This window comes from Streptomyces sp. NBC_00286, from assembly GCF_036173125.1.
Taxonomy (GTDB): domain Bacteria; phylum Actinomycetota; class Actinomycetes; order Streptomycetales; family Streptomycetaceae; genus Streptomyces.
In genome coordinates this window covers 351,440-366,463 of record NZ_CP108054.1, presented here as the reverse complement: position 1 = coordinate 366,463, position 15,024 = coordinate 351,440, and the positions used below count along the sequence as shown (strand labels likewise).

Sequence of the window (15,024 nt, the reverse complement as noted above, 5' to 3'; positions counted from 1 at the left end):
GCCCGGACTGCGCGCCCGCGCCCGCGCCCGCGTGCGCGAGCGCGAGCGAGAGCGCGCCGACGCATGACGCCCCCACCGATGGCTGAGGACGGCGAGAGCCCGGCCGCCGCGGCGGCCCGGCTCACCGGCCACCCGGCGACCAGCGAGCGCCGTCTGTCCGGCGCCCTGGCCGAAGTCACCCTGAACGGCGGCCAGTTGGTGATGGTCAAGCGCGCGGATGATCCGGGCGCGGCCCGCGCCGAGGCGGCCGGCCTGTACTGGCTGGCGGACGCCGGCACGGTCCGTATCCCGGCGGTGCACGGCCACGACGAGCGCTGGCTCGTGACTGACCGCGTCCCGACCGGGCGCCCCAGCGCCGAGGCCGCGCTCCGGTTCGGCCACGACCTGGCCGCGCTGCACGCCACGGGCGCGCCCCAGTTCGGCGCCCCACCACCCGGCGGATCCGAGGACGCGTACATCGGCCTCGCCCCGATGCGCAACGTCCCCGGCACCGACTGGCCACGCTGGTACGCCGAGCACCGCGTGCTGCCCTACCTGCGCCGAGCGGTCGACGACGGCACCATCCGCCAGCCCGAGGCGACCGTCATCGAGCGCGTCTGCGAGCGCCTGCCCGAACTGGCCGGCCCCGCCGAGCCGCCCGCCCGGCTGCACGGCGACCTGTGGAACGGCAACGTGCTGTGGGGCGCCGACGGACACGCCTGGCTGATCGACCCGGCCGCGCACGGCGGGCACCGGGAGACGGACCTGGCCATGCTCCACCTGTTCGGCTGCCCGCACCTGGACCGAGTGCTGGGCGGCTACCAGGAAGCGGCGCCGCTCGCCGACGGCTGGCCGGACCGCATCGGGCTGCACCAGCTCTTCCCCCTGCTGGTACACGCGGTGTTGTTCGGCCGCGGTTACGCCGAGCAGGCCCTCGCGGCGGCCCGGTCGGCCCTGGCGAAGTGACCCGCTGACGGGACACCCTGCCCTTCGAGCGTGACCGACGCGGACCGCACGTCACGGTGAATCGGTGTCGCAGAGCCGGTCAGTGGAACGCCCGACCCGCCTTGTCGTACCGCGACGATCTCGGCCGCGATGGACAGGGCCGTCTCCTCGGGCGTACGGGCGCCGAGGTCGAGGCCGATCGGGGAGCGCAGGCGGGCCAACTCCCGTTCGGTGACGCCGACTTCACGCAGCCGTCGGTTGCGGTCCTCGTGGGTGCGACGCGAGCCCATCGCACCGACGTACGCGACCGGCAGCCGCAGGGCCGCCTCCAGCAGTGGTACGTCGAACTTGGCGTCGTGGGTGAGCACGCACAGGACCGTGCGGCCGTCCGTCTCGGTGCGCCGGAGGTAGCGGTGCGGCCAGTCGACCACGATCTCGTCCGCCTCGGGGAACCGCACCCGCGTGGCGAAGACGGGACGGGCGTCGCACACGGTCACGTGGTAACCGAGGAACTTGCCCGCCCTGACAAGCGCCGCGGCGAAGTCGATCGCACCGAAGACGATCATGCGGGGCGGCGGCACGCGTGACTCGACGAACACCGTCAGGGCGACCCCGCAGCGCGACTCTCCCCCAGACTCCGTCCGGGGGGACCCCCATCTCGCTTCGCTCGCGGAAATGTCGAACGTGCCCGTGCGGCCGGCGTTCAGCAGGGCGCGGGCCTCGTGCACCACCGTGCGGGCCAGCTCGGGGTGCCCGCCGAGTTCGCCTTCGTACGATCCTTCCCCGGACTCCGTCCGGGGGGATCCCCATCTCGCTACTCCCCCAGATTCCGTCCGGGGGGACCCCCATCTCGCTTCGCTCGGGCGGACGAGCAGCGCCCTGCCCAGCAGTTCGACCGGTCCCCGGACCACGCGGGCGAGGGCCGCCGCCTCACCCCCTGCGGCGGCTGAGAGTGCCGACGCGAACACCTTCCTGCCCGGCGCGTCCGCACCCACCGGCGTGACCAGGACCTCGACGACCCCACCGCAGGTCAGTCCCACCGCGAAGGCGTCCTCGTCGCTGTATCCGAACCGCTCGCGCACCACCTCGCCGTCCTGGAGCGCCTGGACGCACAGGTCGTACACCGCCCCCTCCACACAGCCGCCGGAGACCGAACCGATGGCCGTGCCTTCGCTGTCGACGGCGAGCGCGGCGCCCGGACTGCGCGGTGCGCTGCCGCTCACGGCCACGACGGTGGCGACGGCGAAGGCGCGGCCCTCCTCGACCCAGCGATTCAGCTCCTCGGCGAGATCAAGCACTCCTGACCCCCTGCGCTGCCAGCAAGAGCCGGTCCGGCCGGATCGGGAGCTGCCGGTGGCGTACGCCGGTCGCGTGCCAGACTGCGTTGGCGATCGCCGCCGCGGCGCCCACGATCCCCACCTCGCCGATGCCCATGATCCCGACGGGGTCGTCCGGGTCCGGATCGTCGACCCAGTGCGCCTCGATGAGCGGTACGTCGGCGTTCGCCGCGAAGTGGTAGCCCGCGAAGTCGGCGCCGACCAAGGCACCCGACGCCGGGTCCCGGAACGCCTCCTCGTGCAGTGCCATGGACAGCCCCCAGATCATCCCGCCGATGAACTGGCTGCGCGCGGTCAGCGGGTTGATGATCTGGCCGGCGGCGAAGACGCCCAGCATCCGCCGCACGCGCACCTCACCGCTGGTGACGTCGACGGCGACCTCGGCGAACTGGGCTCCGAAGGAGTGCCGTTCCTTCTGCGCGAGGGCGCCGACCGCCTCGGAGGTGTCCGACCGGGCGGTGATGCCCTCCGGTGGGATGCCGCCGCCCAGGGCCAGTCGCTCCCGCAGCTCGCGCGCTGCGAGCATCACCGCCCATGCCCAGGAGCGGGTGCCCATCGAGCCGCCGGCGAACATCGCCGGGCCGAGGTCGCTGTCCCCGATGTGCACGCGGACGAGCCCCGGCTCCACCGCCAGCGCCTCCGCGGCGACCAGGGCCAGCGCGGTCCGTGCTCCGGTTCCGATGTCCGTCGCGTTGATCCGTACGGTGAAGGTGCCGTCCGCCTCCGCGGTCATGGCCGCCGTGGACGGGCCGACCCCCGAGGAGTGCGTGGCCGCCGCCGTGCCCGTCCCGAGCAGCCAGCGACCCTCGCGGCGCAGTCCGGGACGGGGATCGCGCTCCGCCCAGCCGAACCTGCGGGTACCGTCCTCGAAGCAGGCGAGCAGGTTACGGCTGCTGAACGGCAGCCCGGACACGGGACCCACCTCGGGTTCGTTGCGGGCCCGCAGCGCGATCGGGTCCACGCCACACTTCTCGGCGAGTTCGTCGAGCGCCGACTCCAACGCGAACGAACCCGACGCCGCGCCGGGCGCGCGCATGAAGGTCGGGGTCGGCACGTCGAGCCGTACGAGCCGATGGGTGGTGTGGTGCGCGTCGGCGTCGTACAGCACGCGCCCCACGGCGGCGCTCGGCTCCAGGAACTCGTGCACGGTCGACGTGAGGGCCTGCGCCTGGTGGTCGAGTGCGCGCAGCCGCCCGTCGGAGTCGGCGCCGAGCCTGATCCGCTGCGCCGTCGGGCTGCGGTAGCCGACGAGCGAGAACATTTGACGGCGTGTCAGCACCATCCTGACCGGGCGCTGAAGGACGGTCGCGGCCATCACGGCGGCCACCTGGTGCGGTCGGACGCCCTTGGACCCGAAGCCGCCGCCGACGTGCTCGGACCGCACCCGTACCGAGGCCGGATCGAGGGAGAACAACTGCGCGAGCTCACCGGCCACCCACATGGTGCTCTGGTTGGAATCGACGACGTCGAGCCGGCCGCCGTCCCAGTGAGCCGTCGCCGCGTGCGGCTCCAGCGTGCTGTGGTATTCCTCCGGTGTGGTGTACTCCGCGTCCACGACGACGGCGGACGCGGCCAGTTCGGCCTCCACGTCGCCCTTCACCTCGTCCGTCGGCACGACGGAGTCCGCCGGCGTGTACACATCCGGACGGCCGGCGAAGAAGGCGACGTCGTGCGGCTCCTCGTCGTACTCGATCACGAGCGCCTCGGCGGCCTCCCTGGCCTGCTCGGACGTCTCGGCCACGACCAGCGCGACCGGCCAGCCCGCGTAGGGGACCTGATCGTGCTGGAGGATCGCGAGGGCCGGGTCCGGCGGGCCCACGATGCTCATGTAATCGGTGGTGACGCGCGGCGCGTTCTGGTGGTGCAGGACGGCGAGCACGCCGGGCATCGCGAGGACGGGGTCGGCCTCCACGGATCGGATGCGTCCGCGGGCGATGGTGGACAACACCAGCCAGCCGTGGGCCAGTTCGTCGAACGGGATCTCTCCGGCGTAGCGGGCGGCTCCGGTGACCTTGTCCCTGCCCTCCACGCGGATGTGCGCGGTGCCGACCGCACCGCTCATCGGGGTGGCCCGGGTCGTCGTGGTCATCGGGCGGCCTCCTCGGCGAGTTCGGTGAGTACGGCCACGACCAGGTTGCGCATCAGTGTCATCTTGTATCCGTTGCGGGGCAGGGGAGTGGCGGCGGCCAGTTCGGCGTCCGCGGCGGCGGCGAAGGCGTCGGCCGTCGCCGGCCCCCCGGTCAGGGCCCGCTCGGCCTCCCGGGCTCGCCACGGCCGGGACGCGACCGCCCCGAAGGCCAGTCGCACGTCGCGTACGAGCCCGTCCTCGACGTCGAGCGCGGCGGCGACCGAGCCGATCGCGAAGGCGTACGAGGCACGCTCGCGCACCTTGCGGTAGCGGGAGTTGGCGGCTGTGGGCGTCGGCGGCAGGGTGAGGCCGGTGATCAGCGCGCCGGGTGGCAGGGCGGTCTCCAGATGCGGGGTGTCACCCACGGGCAGATAGAAGTCGGCGAGCGGCAACTCACCCGGCCCGTCCGCGGTTTCGTATGACACGACGGCATCAAAGGCGGTGAGCGCCACCGCCATGTCCGAGGGGTGGGCGGCCACGCAGTGCTCGGAGGCGCCGAGGATCGCGTGGTTGTGGTGCTCGCCCTCGATGGCGGGGCATCCGCTGCCGGGGACGCGCTTGTTGCACGGCTTGGTCACGTCGGTGAAGTAGCCGCAGCGGGTGCGCTGGAGCAGATTGCCGCCGACGGTGGCCATGTTGCGCAGTTGCCCGGAGGCGCCGGCCAGCACGGCCTGCGTCAATGCCGGGTAGCGGCGCCGGACTTCGGGGTACGCGGCGAGGTCGCTGTTGGTGACGGTGGCGCCGATGCGCAGACCACCGTCTCTCGTCGACTCGATCCGGTCGAGGGGCAGTTCGCGTACGTCGACGAGCCGCGCGGGCCGTTCCACGCCGGTCTTCATCAGGTCGACGAGGTTGGTGCCGCCGCCCAGGTAGCGCGCGTCCGGATCGGCGTCGAGCAGCGCGACCGCGCCGGAGACATCGAGGACGCGCTGATAGCCGAACTCCCTCATGCGGCTGCCTCCTCGGCCTCGGCCTCGGTCGTCTGCGCCTCTGCCGCCTGTGCGACTGCCTGCACGATGGACACGTACGCGCCGCAGCGGCACAGGTTGCCGCTCATCCGCTCCCGGATCTCGTCCGCGCTGAGCGGTGGGGGCCCCGCTTCGGGTCGTACGTCATCGGTGACGGCGCTCGGCCAGCCCGCCGCGTGTTCCTCGATCACGCCGAGGGCCGAACAGATCTGGCCCGGAGTGCAGTAGCCGCACTGGTAGCCGTCGAGATCGAGGAACGCCTGCTGTACGGGATGCAGTTGCTGGCCCTCGGCGACGCCTTCGATGGTGGTGATCTCACGCCCCTCGGCGGCCACCGCGAGCTGGAGACACGAGACGGCACGGCGTCCGTCGATCAGTAACGTGCAGGCACCACACTGACCTTGGTCGCAGCCTTTCTTGGTACCTGTCAGGTCGAGATGCTCGCGCAGTGCGTCGAGCAGGGTGGTGCGGTGGTCGACGGGCAGGGTGTACTTCTCGCCATTGATGTTGAGGATAATGGCGCTGTACGTCGGGGGAACTGGGGTCATGGTCGGCCTTCCTTCGCGTGGGTGGTGCGCGTCGAAGCCGGACGGGACAATGCGGGTCGGCGAACAGTTCCGGCCGTTCGCGCAGGGGTGTCCGCGGTTAGAGTGGACTTAAGCGGACAACTGTCCGGTAGTCAGAAACCTAACGGCCAGTTGTCCGCTTAGCAAGGGAGGCCCTGACGTGATTCCTGGAAGGAGGACGGGTGCAGGACAGAAATGACGCGCCAATGCGCTCGGACGCGCAACGGAATCGCGAGCGCATCCTTGAAGTGGCCCTGGTGGAGCTGACCCGTTCAGCAGATGCTCCGCTGAGTTCGATCGCGAAGAAGGCGGGGGTCGGGCAGGGCACGTTCTACCGGAACTTCCCCAGCCGCGAAGCTCTCGTCCTGGAGGTGTATCGCCACGAAATGCAGCAGGTCGCCGACGCCGCGGCCCAGTTGCTGCAGACCCGCGCACCGGACCAGGCGCTGCGCGAGTGGATGGACCGCCTGGCCGAGTACGCCATGGCCAAGGCGGGGTTGGCCGACGCCATGAGCAAAGCGACCAGTGCGCCCGGGGGGCCTGCGCGACCGGGGCACGGCCCCGTGAGCGAGGCCGTCGCGCTCCTGCTGAAGGCGAACGAAGAGGCCGGCACCATCCGCCCCGGGGTGACACTCGACGACTTCATCCTCGCCATCACCGGCCTCTGGCACATCGATCCCCAGGGGGACTGGCAGGACCGCGCCGGGCGACTCATGGACCTCGTCATGGACGGCCTGCGCGCCGGCGCTCCGGGGCGCTGAGCGGGCGCCGTCGAGGGGCGATGCTCAACCGGCCGCCTGGCTGCTGTCCCGGAGTTTGCCCCAGCCGTGCCAGCGGTCGATCTCCAGCCAGGCGCTGACCCGGGCACGGTTCCGTTGCGGGTACGGGCGACCGCCATAGTGCCGGGACAAGCGGTCGATGTCGGCCAGGCCCTCGTCGTCGCGGATTTCGACCACCCGGCCGATGAGCGTGACATGCGTGTACCAGTTGCCCTCGTCGAGCACCGTGAGCGTGACCCGCGGGTCGTTGCGCAGATGATCGAGCCGCTTGCGGCCCTCGTCCATGTTGACCAGTACTCGCCCGTCGTCCTCCCAGAGGTACCAGGTGGCCGCGGACACCGGCTGCCCGTCGGAGCGCACCGTGGCGATGACAGCCGGGTTGGGCTTCTTCAGCATGGCGACGGCGGCGTCCGGGAGCGGCGGCTTCGACATAAGTCCTCCTGCTGGTCGCGATCTTCGCGTTCCTCATATGGTGCACGGCCGCGTGATGCGGATCCACGGTTGGTGCGCCCCCACGCTGCCACCACGTTTGCCTCCCGCGCAGGGGGAACGCGTCACGGTGACGGAGCCAGGAGAGGAGCCGATCATGAGCAGTGCAACCGGACTGCGGGTCGTCGTCACCGGTGCCACCGGGAACGTGGGCACCAGCGTGATGCGTCTTCTGAGCGAGGATCCGCAGGTGGACTCCGTACTCGGCATCGCGCGCAGGCTGCCCGACGAGCCGCCGGTGTCGTCGGCAAAGTGGGCCGCGGTGGATCTGACAGCGGAGTCCGAGCTGACCAAGCACTTCGAGGGAGCCGACGCCGTCGTCCACCTGGCCTGGAAGCTCCAGCCCGCCCGGGACCCGGCGGTCACCTGGCGCACCAATGTGCTCGGCAGCGTGAAGGTGTTCCACGCGGCGGCCACCGCCAAGGTGCCGACGCTGGTGTACGCCTCCTCGGTGGGCGCCTACTCGCCGGGTCCGAGGGAGCGTGCCGTGGACGAGTCATGGCCGACGCATGGCTGGCCGGAAGCGGCGTACTGCCGTGAAAAGGCCTATGTGGAGCGGGTGTTGGACACCTTCGAGTATGAGCGGCCGGAGACGCGCGTGGTCCGTATGCGGCCCGCCTTCCTGTTCAAGGAGGAGTCGGGGAGCCAGCAGCGCCGTCTGTTCGCCGGGCGCTTCAAGCCGGGACCGCTGGCCCGGCCGGAGCTGCTGCCCGTGCTGCCGGACGTCCGCGGATTGCGCGTACAGGCGCTGCACACCGAGGACGCGGCCGAGGCGTACCGGCTCGCCGTGACCAGCGATGTCCGTGGCGCCTTCAACCTGGCGGCCGAACCGCCGCTGGACGCCGAGGTGTTGGGTGAGCTGTTCCACTCCCGGCTGGTGCGGATGCCCCGCAAGGCGGCGCGGTCCGCGCTCGCCGCGGCCTGGGGTCTGCACCTGGTGCCCGCTTCGCCGCAGCTGTTCGACGCGGTGCTGCGGCTGCCCCTCATGGACTGCACTCGGGCCCGCCACGAACTGGGCTGGCGGCCGCGGTACACCGCGATCGAGGCGGTCGAGGAAGTCCTGCAGGGCATGCGCGAGGGCGCCGGCGAGGAGACCGCCCCGCTGGCGGGCGCGAAGGTCGGCTGACCCGGCCCCTCGGAGGTGAGCCCTTCAGCGGATGAGCGTCGCGAAGGCGGGTACTCGCCGAGCGCCTCCGGCGACGACGAGCAGCCGGGCGAGCAGCCGGCGGCCGGGGCAGCCGACGAGCAGCGGTGAAGGGAGCGCACGATGAGGGCCGTGACCTGGCAGGGCAAGCGCGAAGTACGGGTGGAGACCGTACCCGTCCCGGAGATCGAGGAACCGACGGACGCGATCGTACGCATCACCTCCAGCGGGCTCTGCGGCTCCGATCTGCATCTGTACGAAGTGCTCACCCCGTTCATGACACCGGGCGACATCCTCGGGCACGAGCCCATCGGCGTGGTCGAGGAAGTCGGCTCCGAGGTGACCGGGCTGAAGCCGGGCGACCGGGTCGTCGTGCCCTTCCAGATCGCCTGCGGGCACTGCTGGATGTGCGGCGCCGGGCTGCCCACGCAGTGCGAGACCACCCAGGTGCACGACTCGGGCATGGGCGCGGCGCTGTTCGGCTACACCAGGCTGTACGGCGGCGTGCCGGGCGCCCAGGCCGAGTATCTGCGGGTCCCGCAGGCGCAGTTCGGGCCGATCAAGGTACCGGACGGGCCGCCGGACGACCGCTACGTCTATCTCTCGGACGTCTTGCCGACGGCCTGGCAGGCCGTGCAGTACGCCGACATCCCGCCCGGCGGATCCGTCGCCGTCCTCGGCCTCGGACCGATCGGCGACATGTGCTGCAGGATCGCCCGGCTCCAGCGGGCCGAGATCGTCATGGGCGTCGACCTGGTGTCGGAGCGGCTGCGCCGGGCGCGCGAGCGGGGCGTGGAGACGTACGACCTGCGGCGGTACGAGGGACGCAAGGAACTCATCGAGGAGATCCGCGACCGGACCGACGGCCGTGGGCCCGACGCCGTGATCGACGCGGTGGGAACGGAGGCCCACGGCAGTCCCGTAGGACGGACCGCTCAGCAGATGTCCGCGATGCTGCCCCGCGCGTGGGCCGCCCGGCTCGCCGAACGGGCCGGCACCGACCGGCTGGCCGCGCTCCTCACCGCCATCGAACTGGTGCGGCGCGGCGGCACGATCTCGCTGAGCGGGGTCTACGGCGGCATGGCCTCGCCGCTGCCGCTGATGACGATGTTCGACAAGCAGATCCAGCTCCGGATGGGCCAGGCGAACGTACGGCGCTGGGTCGACGACATCCTGCCGCTGCTCACCGACGAGGACCCGCTAGGAGTCGACGGCTTCGCCACCCACCGGCTTCCGCTGGAGGAGGCGCCGCACGCGTACGAGATCTTCCAGCGCAAGCAGGAGGAAGCGGTGAAGATCCTCTTCCAGCCTTGAACCAAGAGGGCCGAGGGGCGCCAGATCAGGACGACGCAGCCGAGCGTACGAGCCAGTCGTACGCGGCCCGCGCCGTGAACTCGCTCTGGCCGTCGCGCAGCAGCAACCCGGCCGTGGCGAACGCCGGGTCGTCGGCCTGCGCCGCCAGGTACGGGATCGCGATGCAGCGCATCCCGGCCGCGTGCGCCGCCGCCGCGCCCGGAGCGGCGTCCTCGAGGACCACACAGTCCGCCGGGGCCGCTCCCAGTCGGCGTCCCGCCTCCAAGAAGACGTCCGGAGCGGGCTTGCCCCGGTCGACCTCCTCGGCCGAGACGACGGTGCGCAGCGAGGCGTCCAGGCCTGTGCCCGCCAGGATCGCCTCGATGGCCTCCCGCGAGGAACCCGAGGCCACGGCCATACGTACGCCCTCGGCGGCCAGCAGCTCCACGAACTTCCGCATCTCCGGATAGACGTGCGTGGCGGTGCGGGCCAGCGTCAGGTAGCGCCGGTTCTTCTCCGCGAGCAGCACGTCCCGCGGGGCCTCGAGGGCGTATCGCTCCTTCCAGTGAGCGACCGTCTCCGCGGTGCTGATGCCGACGTACTCCTCGAAGTCCGTCCAGGTGAAATCCGTGACGCCGTGCTCGGCGAGCGTCTGACGTCCTGCCTCGTAGTAGTTGGGCTCGCTGTCCACGAGTGTGCCGTCGAGATCGAAGATGACCGCGGTGCCGCCGAGAGTGCTCATGGCTTCCAGGATGCCAAGGGCGGGTTATCGGCCGTTGAACTGCTCTCGGCCGCCGATCGGTCTTTTGGCGTCTGGTCTTTTGGCGTCACCGGTCAGTTCTTGGCCGCGCGCCCGACCGCCTCCACGAGCGGCAGCAGCCGGTGCGGAACGCGCTCCCGCAGCGCCACCTCCGTACGGGTGCGGACCACGGCCGGCAGGCTGATCAGCGCCTGGATCACATCCTCCAGATGGGCGTTGTCGCGCGCGACGACCCGGGTCAGCAGGTCACCGCCGCCGGTGATCGAGAACGCCTCGATGATCCCGGTACTGCGGCCAGGGCGTCGCCCACCTCGTCGAGATGGCCCTGCGTGACCTCGATGTGCACGAAGGCGAGCACGGGGTGGCCGAGCGCGGCGGGGGAGAGGGAGGGGCCCGTGCCGGTGATCACGCCGTCGCGTTCCATGCGGTCGAGCCGGGCCTGGAGCGTGCCGCGGGCGATGCCGAGGGTGCGGGCGTACTCGCGGACGCTGGTGCGGGGCTGCTCCAGGAGCAGTCGCAGGATGCGGGTGTCGAGTGCGTCGACGGCCATGGTCCGTTGGCCTCCCTGCGGTCTGGGCTGATCGCCCCCGACTGTACCAATGGCTCAGCCGATCGCGAGCCTGTTGAGCCACTGCCCTCCCCTCGCTTACCTTGTGGCTGTACATGGCGTCGTGAAGCGCCGGACGGCAAGGAAGCCGGAACCGGACCCGCGGCGCCATTCCCATGTCCAGAAGGTCGTTGTGGTGAAGAAGATGTTCATGGCCCCGGATCCGGGGCTGGTACGGCTCCGGCTCGCGCTGCGGGCGGTCCTCGGCGTCGGTCTCGCGGTGACGACCTGCGAACTCGCCGGGCTCTCGCTGCCCGCCTCGATCACGGGCGGGCTCGCCGCGCTTCTCTCGCTGTTCACGGTCGGCGACCCGACCGTGCGCGGCCAGGCGGCCACCACTGCTCTGCTGCCCGTCGTCGGCTTCCCTGTGCTCGCCCTCGCCACCGTGCTGCACTCGGTGCCGGCCGTGCGGGACGCGGTCTGGCTCGCCGTGATCTTCTGCGGGGTGTACGCCCGCCGCTGGGGGCCGCGTGGTCACGCGCTCGGCATCTTCGCGTTCATGACCTTCTTCATCACCCAGTTCCTGCACGCCGTCCCCGGTCAACTGCCGCAGCTGTACGCCGCGATGGCCCTGTCGCTGGCCGCCACCTCGGCCGTGCGCTTCGGCGTGTGGTGCATCGAGCGACGTACCCCGCCGCCGGCGCTTCCCGCCCCGCTCGACGGTCGCGGGCTCGCCCGGCCGACCACCCGGCAGGCCTTCCAAGCGACGGCCGCCTGCGCCTTCGCGATGGCGGCGGGCCAGTTCCTGTCGCACGAGCGCTGGTACTGGGCCGTAGGCACCGCCTGGTGGATCTTCGTCAACACGGCCTCCCGCGGCGAGACGCTGGTACGCGGCTTCCGGCGCCTCGTCGGCACGGTCACCGGAATCGCTGCCGGGCTGCTGATCGCCGTACCGCTGCACGGCGCGCCGACGCCCACGGCAGTGATCGTCGCCGTGTGCGTGTGGGGCATCTTCTACACGGCGGCGCTCTCGTACAGCTGGATGATGTTCTTCGTCACCGTCATGGCGGGCCTGCTGTACGGGCTCCTCGGCGTGCTGCATCCGGGGTTGCTGGGGCTGCGTCTCGCCGAGACCGCGGCCGGTGCGCTCGGTGCCGCGCTCGCCGTCGCACTGATCCTGCCGGTCACCACGCACGCGGTGACCGATCGCTGGGTGGCGCGGGCCGTGCACGCCGTACACGACTGCACCTCGGCGGCGGCCCGGCGCCTTGCCGGTGACCTGGACGCCGACCCCGCGCGGCCCGCCGCGGAGTTGGAGGCGCTGCTCGGCCGGGTACGGTTCGCGCTCGCCCCGCTGGTCCACCCGCTCAACCCGATGCGGGCTCGCAAGGCCAGGGCCCGGCAGGTGCTCGCGCTGCTCGACGACTGCGCCCGCGAGGTACGCGGTCTCGCGGCCGTCGCCGCCGACCCCGACGCCTCGCACGACGCCCGCCTCACCGCGGCGTGCGGACGGGTCGAGGCGGCGATCGAAGGGCTTAGCGCTCCGCTGAGAGCCCGGCGCGTCAGCTACGGGTCCGTCGTGGCTGGTCGTGCGCCCAAGCTCTCGGCTTCGCTCGAACCCGGGGGAACCCGCATCGCGGCGGAACCGCAAATGTCCCAGCCCCGCGCCTCTTTGGAGCGCTACCGCACCGCACCGGAGCTTGCCGGACTCGGCGCGATGCCGGAACGTGCCGTGGCGTCGTCCGCGGGGACGCCGGGCGTGGGAGTGCCGGCCGCGGGGGCGCAGGACGTAGGGACGCCCAGCCACGACCGCGGAGCCGACCAGGCTCTCGCCCACCTCCACAGTCTGGAGCACGCGCTGGCCGCTCTGGCCGCGCCGCTGCAGGGCTCCTCGACGGCGAGGGCCTGAGCACGCACGCAAGCCGTCACACGGGCGGTCTGCTTGGTCCAGTCCTTTGATCGTCTGCTGCTACCGTCGCCCCGACAGCGCGGCACCGAGAGGGGACGGCAGTGGCAGACGGCGGCAGGCGGCAACGGCGTGCGTTCATCGGCTCGTTCACGGCGGCTGGAGGTCTCGGTGTCCTCACCGCGGCCCTCGACGAGGACAGCGGCGCACTGACGGCTCTCAGCAGCGTTGACAGCGTCCCCGACCCTTCGTACCTCGCACTGTCGCCCACCGGGGACATGCTCTACACGGTCGTCGAGACGGCCGAGGGCGCGGTGGCCGCGTACCGCGTCAAGGGCGACAAACCGGAACTCGCGGGCCCGCCGGTCCCGGTTGACGGCAGCGGGCCCACCCACCTCTGCGTGCACGCCGGACACGTCCTGACCGCCAACTACGGCTCCGGCAGCGTCAGCGCCGTGCCCATCCGCGCGGACGGCACCCTGGAGAGCGCCGCCTCCGGTGTGCTCCAGCACTCCGGCGCAGGCCCGCACACCCAGCGTCAGCAGGGCCCGCACGCCCACCAGGTGCAGCCCGACCCGAGCGGGCGGTGGGCCGTGAGCGTCGACCTGGGCACGGACTCCGTACGGGTGTGCGCGCTGCGGGACGGGGCGCTCGAGGTGCACCGCGAGATCGCGCTGCGCCCCGGGTCGGGGCCCCGCCACCTCGCGTTCCATCCGGACGGCGAGCACGCGTACGTGGTCAACGAGCTCGCGCCCACCGTCACCGTCTGCCGCTGGGACGCCGCTGACGGCACCCTGCGGCCGGTCGGCGAGACGCCGGTGCTGCCGGTCGCCCCGGACGGCGACGCGTACCCCTCGGGCATCGTCGTTTCACCTGACGGCCGCTTCGTGTGGACCGCCACCCGGGGCCAGGACGTCCTCTCCGTGCTCGCGGCCGACGCGGACGAGCTTCGCCCGGTCATCACGGTGCCCTGCGGCGGCAACTGGCCGCGCGCGCTCGCCCTCGCCCCTTCGGGACGCTTCCTGTACGTGGCGAACGAGCGCTCCGGCGACGTCACCTGGTTCGCGCTCGACCAGGACACCGGCATCCCGCGCCGCGGCGGCTCCATCGAGGCGCCCGCGGCGTCGTGCGTGGTGTTCGACTAGCGACCAGACACGACTGGCGACCAGACACGACTGGCGACCAGACACGACGAAGGGCCCGTTCCTGCGAGAGGAGCGGGCCCTTCGTCGTACAGCGTGCGGTGTCAGCGAACCGGCGCACCCTGCGGCTGCTGCGGGGCGATGCCCAGTGCCGTCGTGTACTTGGAGAGCGCGAGCTTGCCGATCGCCGGGTACGCGCCGAGCCCCTCGGCGGCGGAGCAACCCGCCTCCTTCGCGGCCGCGTCGAGAAGCGTCGAGTCGAGCTCGGGGCCGATCAGGTACGGCGCGAGCGCCAGCTGCTGGGAGCCCGAGGAACGCAGCTGCTCGGCGGTGGAGGCGATCGCGCCCTCCTCGTCGAGCGCCGCCGCCATCACCGGCACGGCGAGGCGGGCGGCGAGCAGCATGCCGGTGATCCCGGCCGCCTGTACGGCCTCCTCGCCACCCACGGACGCCAGGATGATGCCGTCCGCGGCGGTCGCCACGGTGAACAGCCGGGCGCGGTCGGCGCGCGCCAGACCCGCCTCGGAAAGACGGACGTGCAGCGCCTCGGCGAGCAGCGGGTGCGGGCCGAGCACATCGGTCAGCTCGGCAGCGACACGGCTCTCCATGACCGCCTGGCGGATACGGCGCAGCAGCGCGTTGTCCGGGCCCGCGAGCAGCGGCACGACGACGGCGACGGGGCCCTCCGGCTCCCTGACGTCCACGCCGGCGGCACGGGCCTGCTCAAAGCGTGCGGTGCGCTCCTCAGCGGCGTGCACAAGCACCGACTGAAGCGTGGGGAACTCCGATTCGTCACCGTCGAGGTACCCGATCCGGGCGTCGAGGCCGGGCAGCTCGGAGCGTGCGATGCTCACGACCTCCTCGGCAAGGCTGCGCACGGCACCGCTGGGCGTGCCGGGCACCGCGAGGAGCAGCGCGGGCGCGCCCTCGGGAGCCGACAGCGGCTCCGGACGGCGGTGCCGCCCGGGCTGGCGGGGTCGCGGCATTCGTACTGGCAGGCCGGACTCGGGCCCAGTGGGGGAGCTCATGGCGCCGCATGTT

General features: G+C 72.1%; 13 protein-coding genes and 1 pseudogene. 6 read left to right on the top strand and 8 right to left on the bottom strand.

The window, feature by feature from the left end; all coding sequences use genetic code 11:
- Positions 1-78: 78 nt before the first annotated feature.
- Positions 79-945 carry a fructosamine kinase family protein gene (locus OHT21_RS01830; RefSeq protein ID WP_328766369.1) on the top strand — a complete coding sequence of 289 codons (867 nt, stop codon included), beginning with the start codon at positions 79-81 and terminating at the stop codon, positions 943-945.
- On the opposite strand, the gene OHT21_RS01825 is transcribed toward OHT21_RS01830, so the two are convergent.
- From OHT21_RS01825 to OHT21_RS01810, 4 genes are read right to left on the bottom strand one after another with little or no spacing between them, the layout of a single operon-like run.
- The gene (locus OHT21_RS01825; RefSeq protein WP_328766367.1) at positions 897-2,222 is read right to left on the bottom strand and encodes an XdhC family protein; all 1,326 of its coding nucleotides are present in this window, start codon (positions 2,220-2,222) and stop codon (positions 897-899) included. The two genes, OHT21_RS01830 and OHT21_RS01825, sit on opposite strands and share 49 nt — an antisense overlap.
- Entirely contained in the window at positions 2,215-4,350 is a 2,136-nt protein-coding gene (locus OHT21_RS01820; RefSeq protein ID WP_328766366.1) for a xanthine dehydrogenase family protein molybdopterin-binding subunit, read from the bottom strand. The genes OHT21_RS01825 and OHT21_RS01820 overlap by 8 nt, the downstream gene beginning before the upstream one ends.
- Complete coding sequence (locus OHT21_RS01815) at positions 4,347-5,339, bottom strand: FAD binding domain-containing protein (protein ID WP_328766365.1); 993 nt, start codon at positions 5,337-5,339, stop codon at positions 4,347-4,349. Before OHT21_RS01815 ends, OHT21_RS01820 begins: the two co-directional genes overlap by 4 nt.
- Entirely contained in the window at positions 5,336-5,905 is a 570-nt protein-coding gene (locus OHT21_RS01810; RefSeq protein WP_328766364.1) for a 2Fe-2S iron-sulfur cluster-binding protein, read from the bottom strand. The genes OHT21_RS01815 and OHT21_RS01810 overlap by 4 nt, the downstream gene beginning before the upstream one ends.
- A gap of 224 nt (positions 5,906-6,129) precedes the next feature.
- Here OHT21_RS01810 and OHT21_RS01805 point away from each other — a divergent pair, with 224 nt between their 5' ends.
- The gene (locus tag OHT21_RS01805; protein ID WP_443050611.1) at positions 6,130-6,684 is read left to right on the top strand and encodes a TetR/AcrR family transcriptional regulator; all 555 of its coding nucleotides are present in this window, start codon (positions 6,130-6,132) and stop codon (positions 6,682-6,684) included.
- 24 nt (positions 6,685-6,708) lie between these two features.
- Here the strand turns inward: OHT21_RS01805 and OHT21_RS01800 are convergent, their stop codons facing one another.
- Positions 6,709-7,134 carry a PPOX class F420-dependent oxidoreductase gene (locus OHT21_RS01800; RefSeq protein ID WP_328766362.1) on the bottom strand — a complete coding sequence of 142 codons (426 nt, stop codon included), beginning with the start codon at positions 7,132-7,134 and terminating at the stop codon, positions 6,709-6,711.
- Between the two features lie 154 nt (positions 7,135-7,288).
- Here OHT21_RS01800 and OHT21_RS01795 point away from each other — a divergent pair, with 154 nt between their 5' ends.
- Both OHT21_RS01795 and OHT21_RS01790 read left to right on the top strand, forming a co-directional pair.
- Complete coding sequence (locus OHT21_RS01795; RefSeq protein ID WP_328766361.1) at positions 7,289-8,317, top strand: NAD-dependent epimerase/dehydratase family protein; 1,029 nt, start codon at positions 7,289-7,291, stop codon at positions 8,315-8,317.
- A gap of 141 nt (positions 8,318-8,458) precedes the next feature.
- Positions 8,459-9,649 carry a zinc-dependent alcohol dehydrogenase gene (locus OHT21_RS01790; RefSeq protein ID WP_165338413.1) on the top strand — a complete coding sequence of 397 codons (1,191 nt, stop codon included), beginning with the start codon at positions 8,459-8,461 and terminating at the stop codon, positions 9,647-9,649.
- A 25-nt stretch (positions 9,650-9,674) separates the two neighbouring features.
- On the opposite strand, the gene OHT21_RS01785 is transcribed toward OHT21_RS01790, so the two are convergent.
- Entirely contained in the window at positions 9,675-10,370 is a 696-nt protein-coding gene (locus tag OHT21_RS01785; protein ID WP_328766360.1) for an HAD family hydrolase, read from the bottom strand.
- Between the two features lie 92 nt (positions 10,371-10,462).
- Positions 10,463-10,938, bottom strand: a pseudogene (locus OHT21_RS01780) (Lrp/AsnC family transcriptional regulator).
- A 202-nt stretch (positions 10,939-11,140) separates the two neighbouring features.
- On the opposite strand from OHT21_RS01780, the gene OHT21_RS01775 reads away from it, so the two are divergent.
- Together OHT21_RS01775 and OHT21_RS01770 are read left to right on the top strand one after the other, a co-directional pair.
- Entirely contained in the window at positions 11,141-12,844 is a 1,704-nt protein-coding gene (locus OHT21_RS01775; RefSeq protein WP_328773932.1) for an FUSC family protein, read from the top strand.
- 101 nt (positions 12,845-12,945) lie between these two features.
- On the top strand, positions 12,946-13,986 hold the full coding sequence (locus tag OHT21_RS01770) for a lactonase family protein (RefSeq protein WP_328766359.1): 1,041 nt from the start codon (positions 12,946-12,948) through the stop codon (positions 13,984-13,986).
- A 101-nt stretch (positions 13,987-14,087) separates the two neighbouring features.
- Here OHT21_RS01770 and OHT21_RS01765 read toward each other — a convergent pair whose 3' ends face one another.
- Positions 14,088-15,011, bottom strand: a complete 924-nt coding sequence (locus OHT21_RS01765; protein ID WP_328766358.1) for a sirohydrochlorin chelatase — start codon at positions 15,009-15,011, stop codon at positions 14,088-14,090.
- Positions 15,012-15,024: the final 13 nt, after the last annotated feature.

Excerpts from the sequence above, each read along its gene's own strand:
- OHT21_RS01815 (WP_328766365.1), bottom strand. The coding sequence starts at position 5,339 with ATGAGGGAGTTCGGCTATCAGCGCGTCCTCGATGTCTCCGGCGCGGTC.
- OHT21_RS01775 (WP_328773932.1), top strand. The coding sequence starts at position 11,141 with ATGTTCATGGCCCCGGATCCGGGGCTGGTACGGCTCCGGCTCGCGCTG.
- OHT21_RS01820 (WP_328766366.1), bottom strand. The coding sequence starts at position 4,350 with ATGACCACGACGACCCGGGCCACCCCGATGAGCGGTGCGGTCGGCACC.
- OHT21_RS01785 (WP_328766360.1), bottom strand. The coding sequence starts at position 10,370 with ATGAGCACTCTCGGCGGCACCGCGGTCATCTTCGATCTCGACGGCACA.
- OHT21_RS01790 (WP_165338413.1), top strand. The coding sequence starts at position 8,459 with ATGAGGGCCGTGACCTGGCAGGGCAAGCGCGAAGTACGGGTGGAGACC.
- OHT21_RS01795 (WP_328766361.1), top strand. The coding sequence starts at position 7,289 with ATGAGCAGTGCAACCGGACTGCGGGTCGTCGTCACCGGTGCCACCGGG.
- OHT21_RS01830 (WP_328766369.1), top strand. The coding sequence starts at position 79 with ATGGCTGAGGACGGCGAGAGCCCGGCCGCCGCGGCGGCCCGGCTCACC.
- OHT21_RS01800 (WP_328766362.1), bottom strand. The coding sequence starts at position 7,134 with ATGTCGAAGCCGCCGCTCCCGGACGCCGCCGTCGCCATGCTGAAGAAG.
- OHT21_RS01810 (WP_328766364.1), bottom strand. The coding sequence starts at position 5,905 with ATGACCCCAGTTCCCCCGACGTACAGCGCCATTATCCTCAACATCAAT.
- OHT21_RS01805 (WP_443050611.1), top strand. The coding sequence starts at position 6,130 with ATGCGCTCGGACGCGCAACGGAATCGCGAGCGCATCCTTGAAGTGGCC.
- OHT21_RS01765 (WP_328766358.1), bottom strand. The coding sequence starts at position 15,011 with ATGAGCTCCCCCACTGGGCCCGAGTCCGGCCTGCCAGTACGAATGCCG.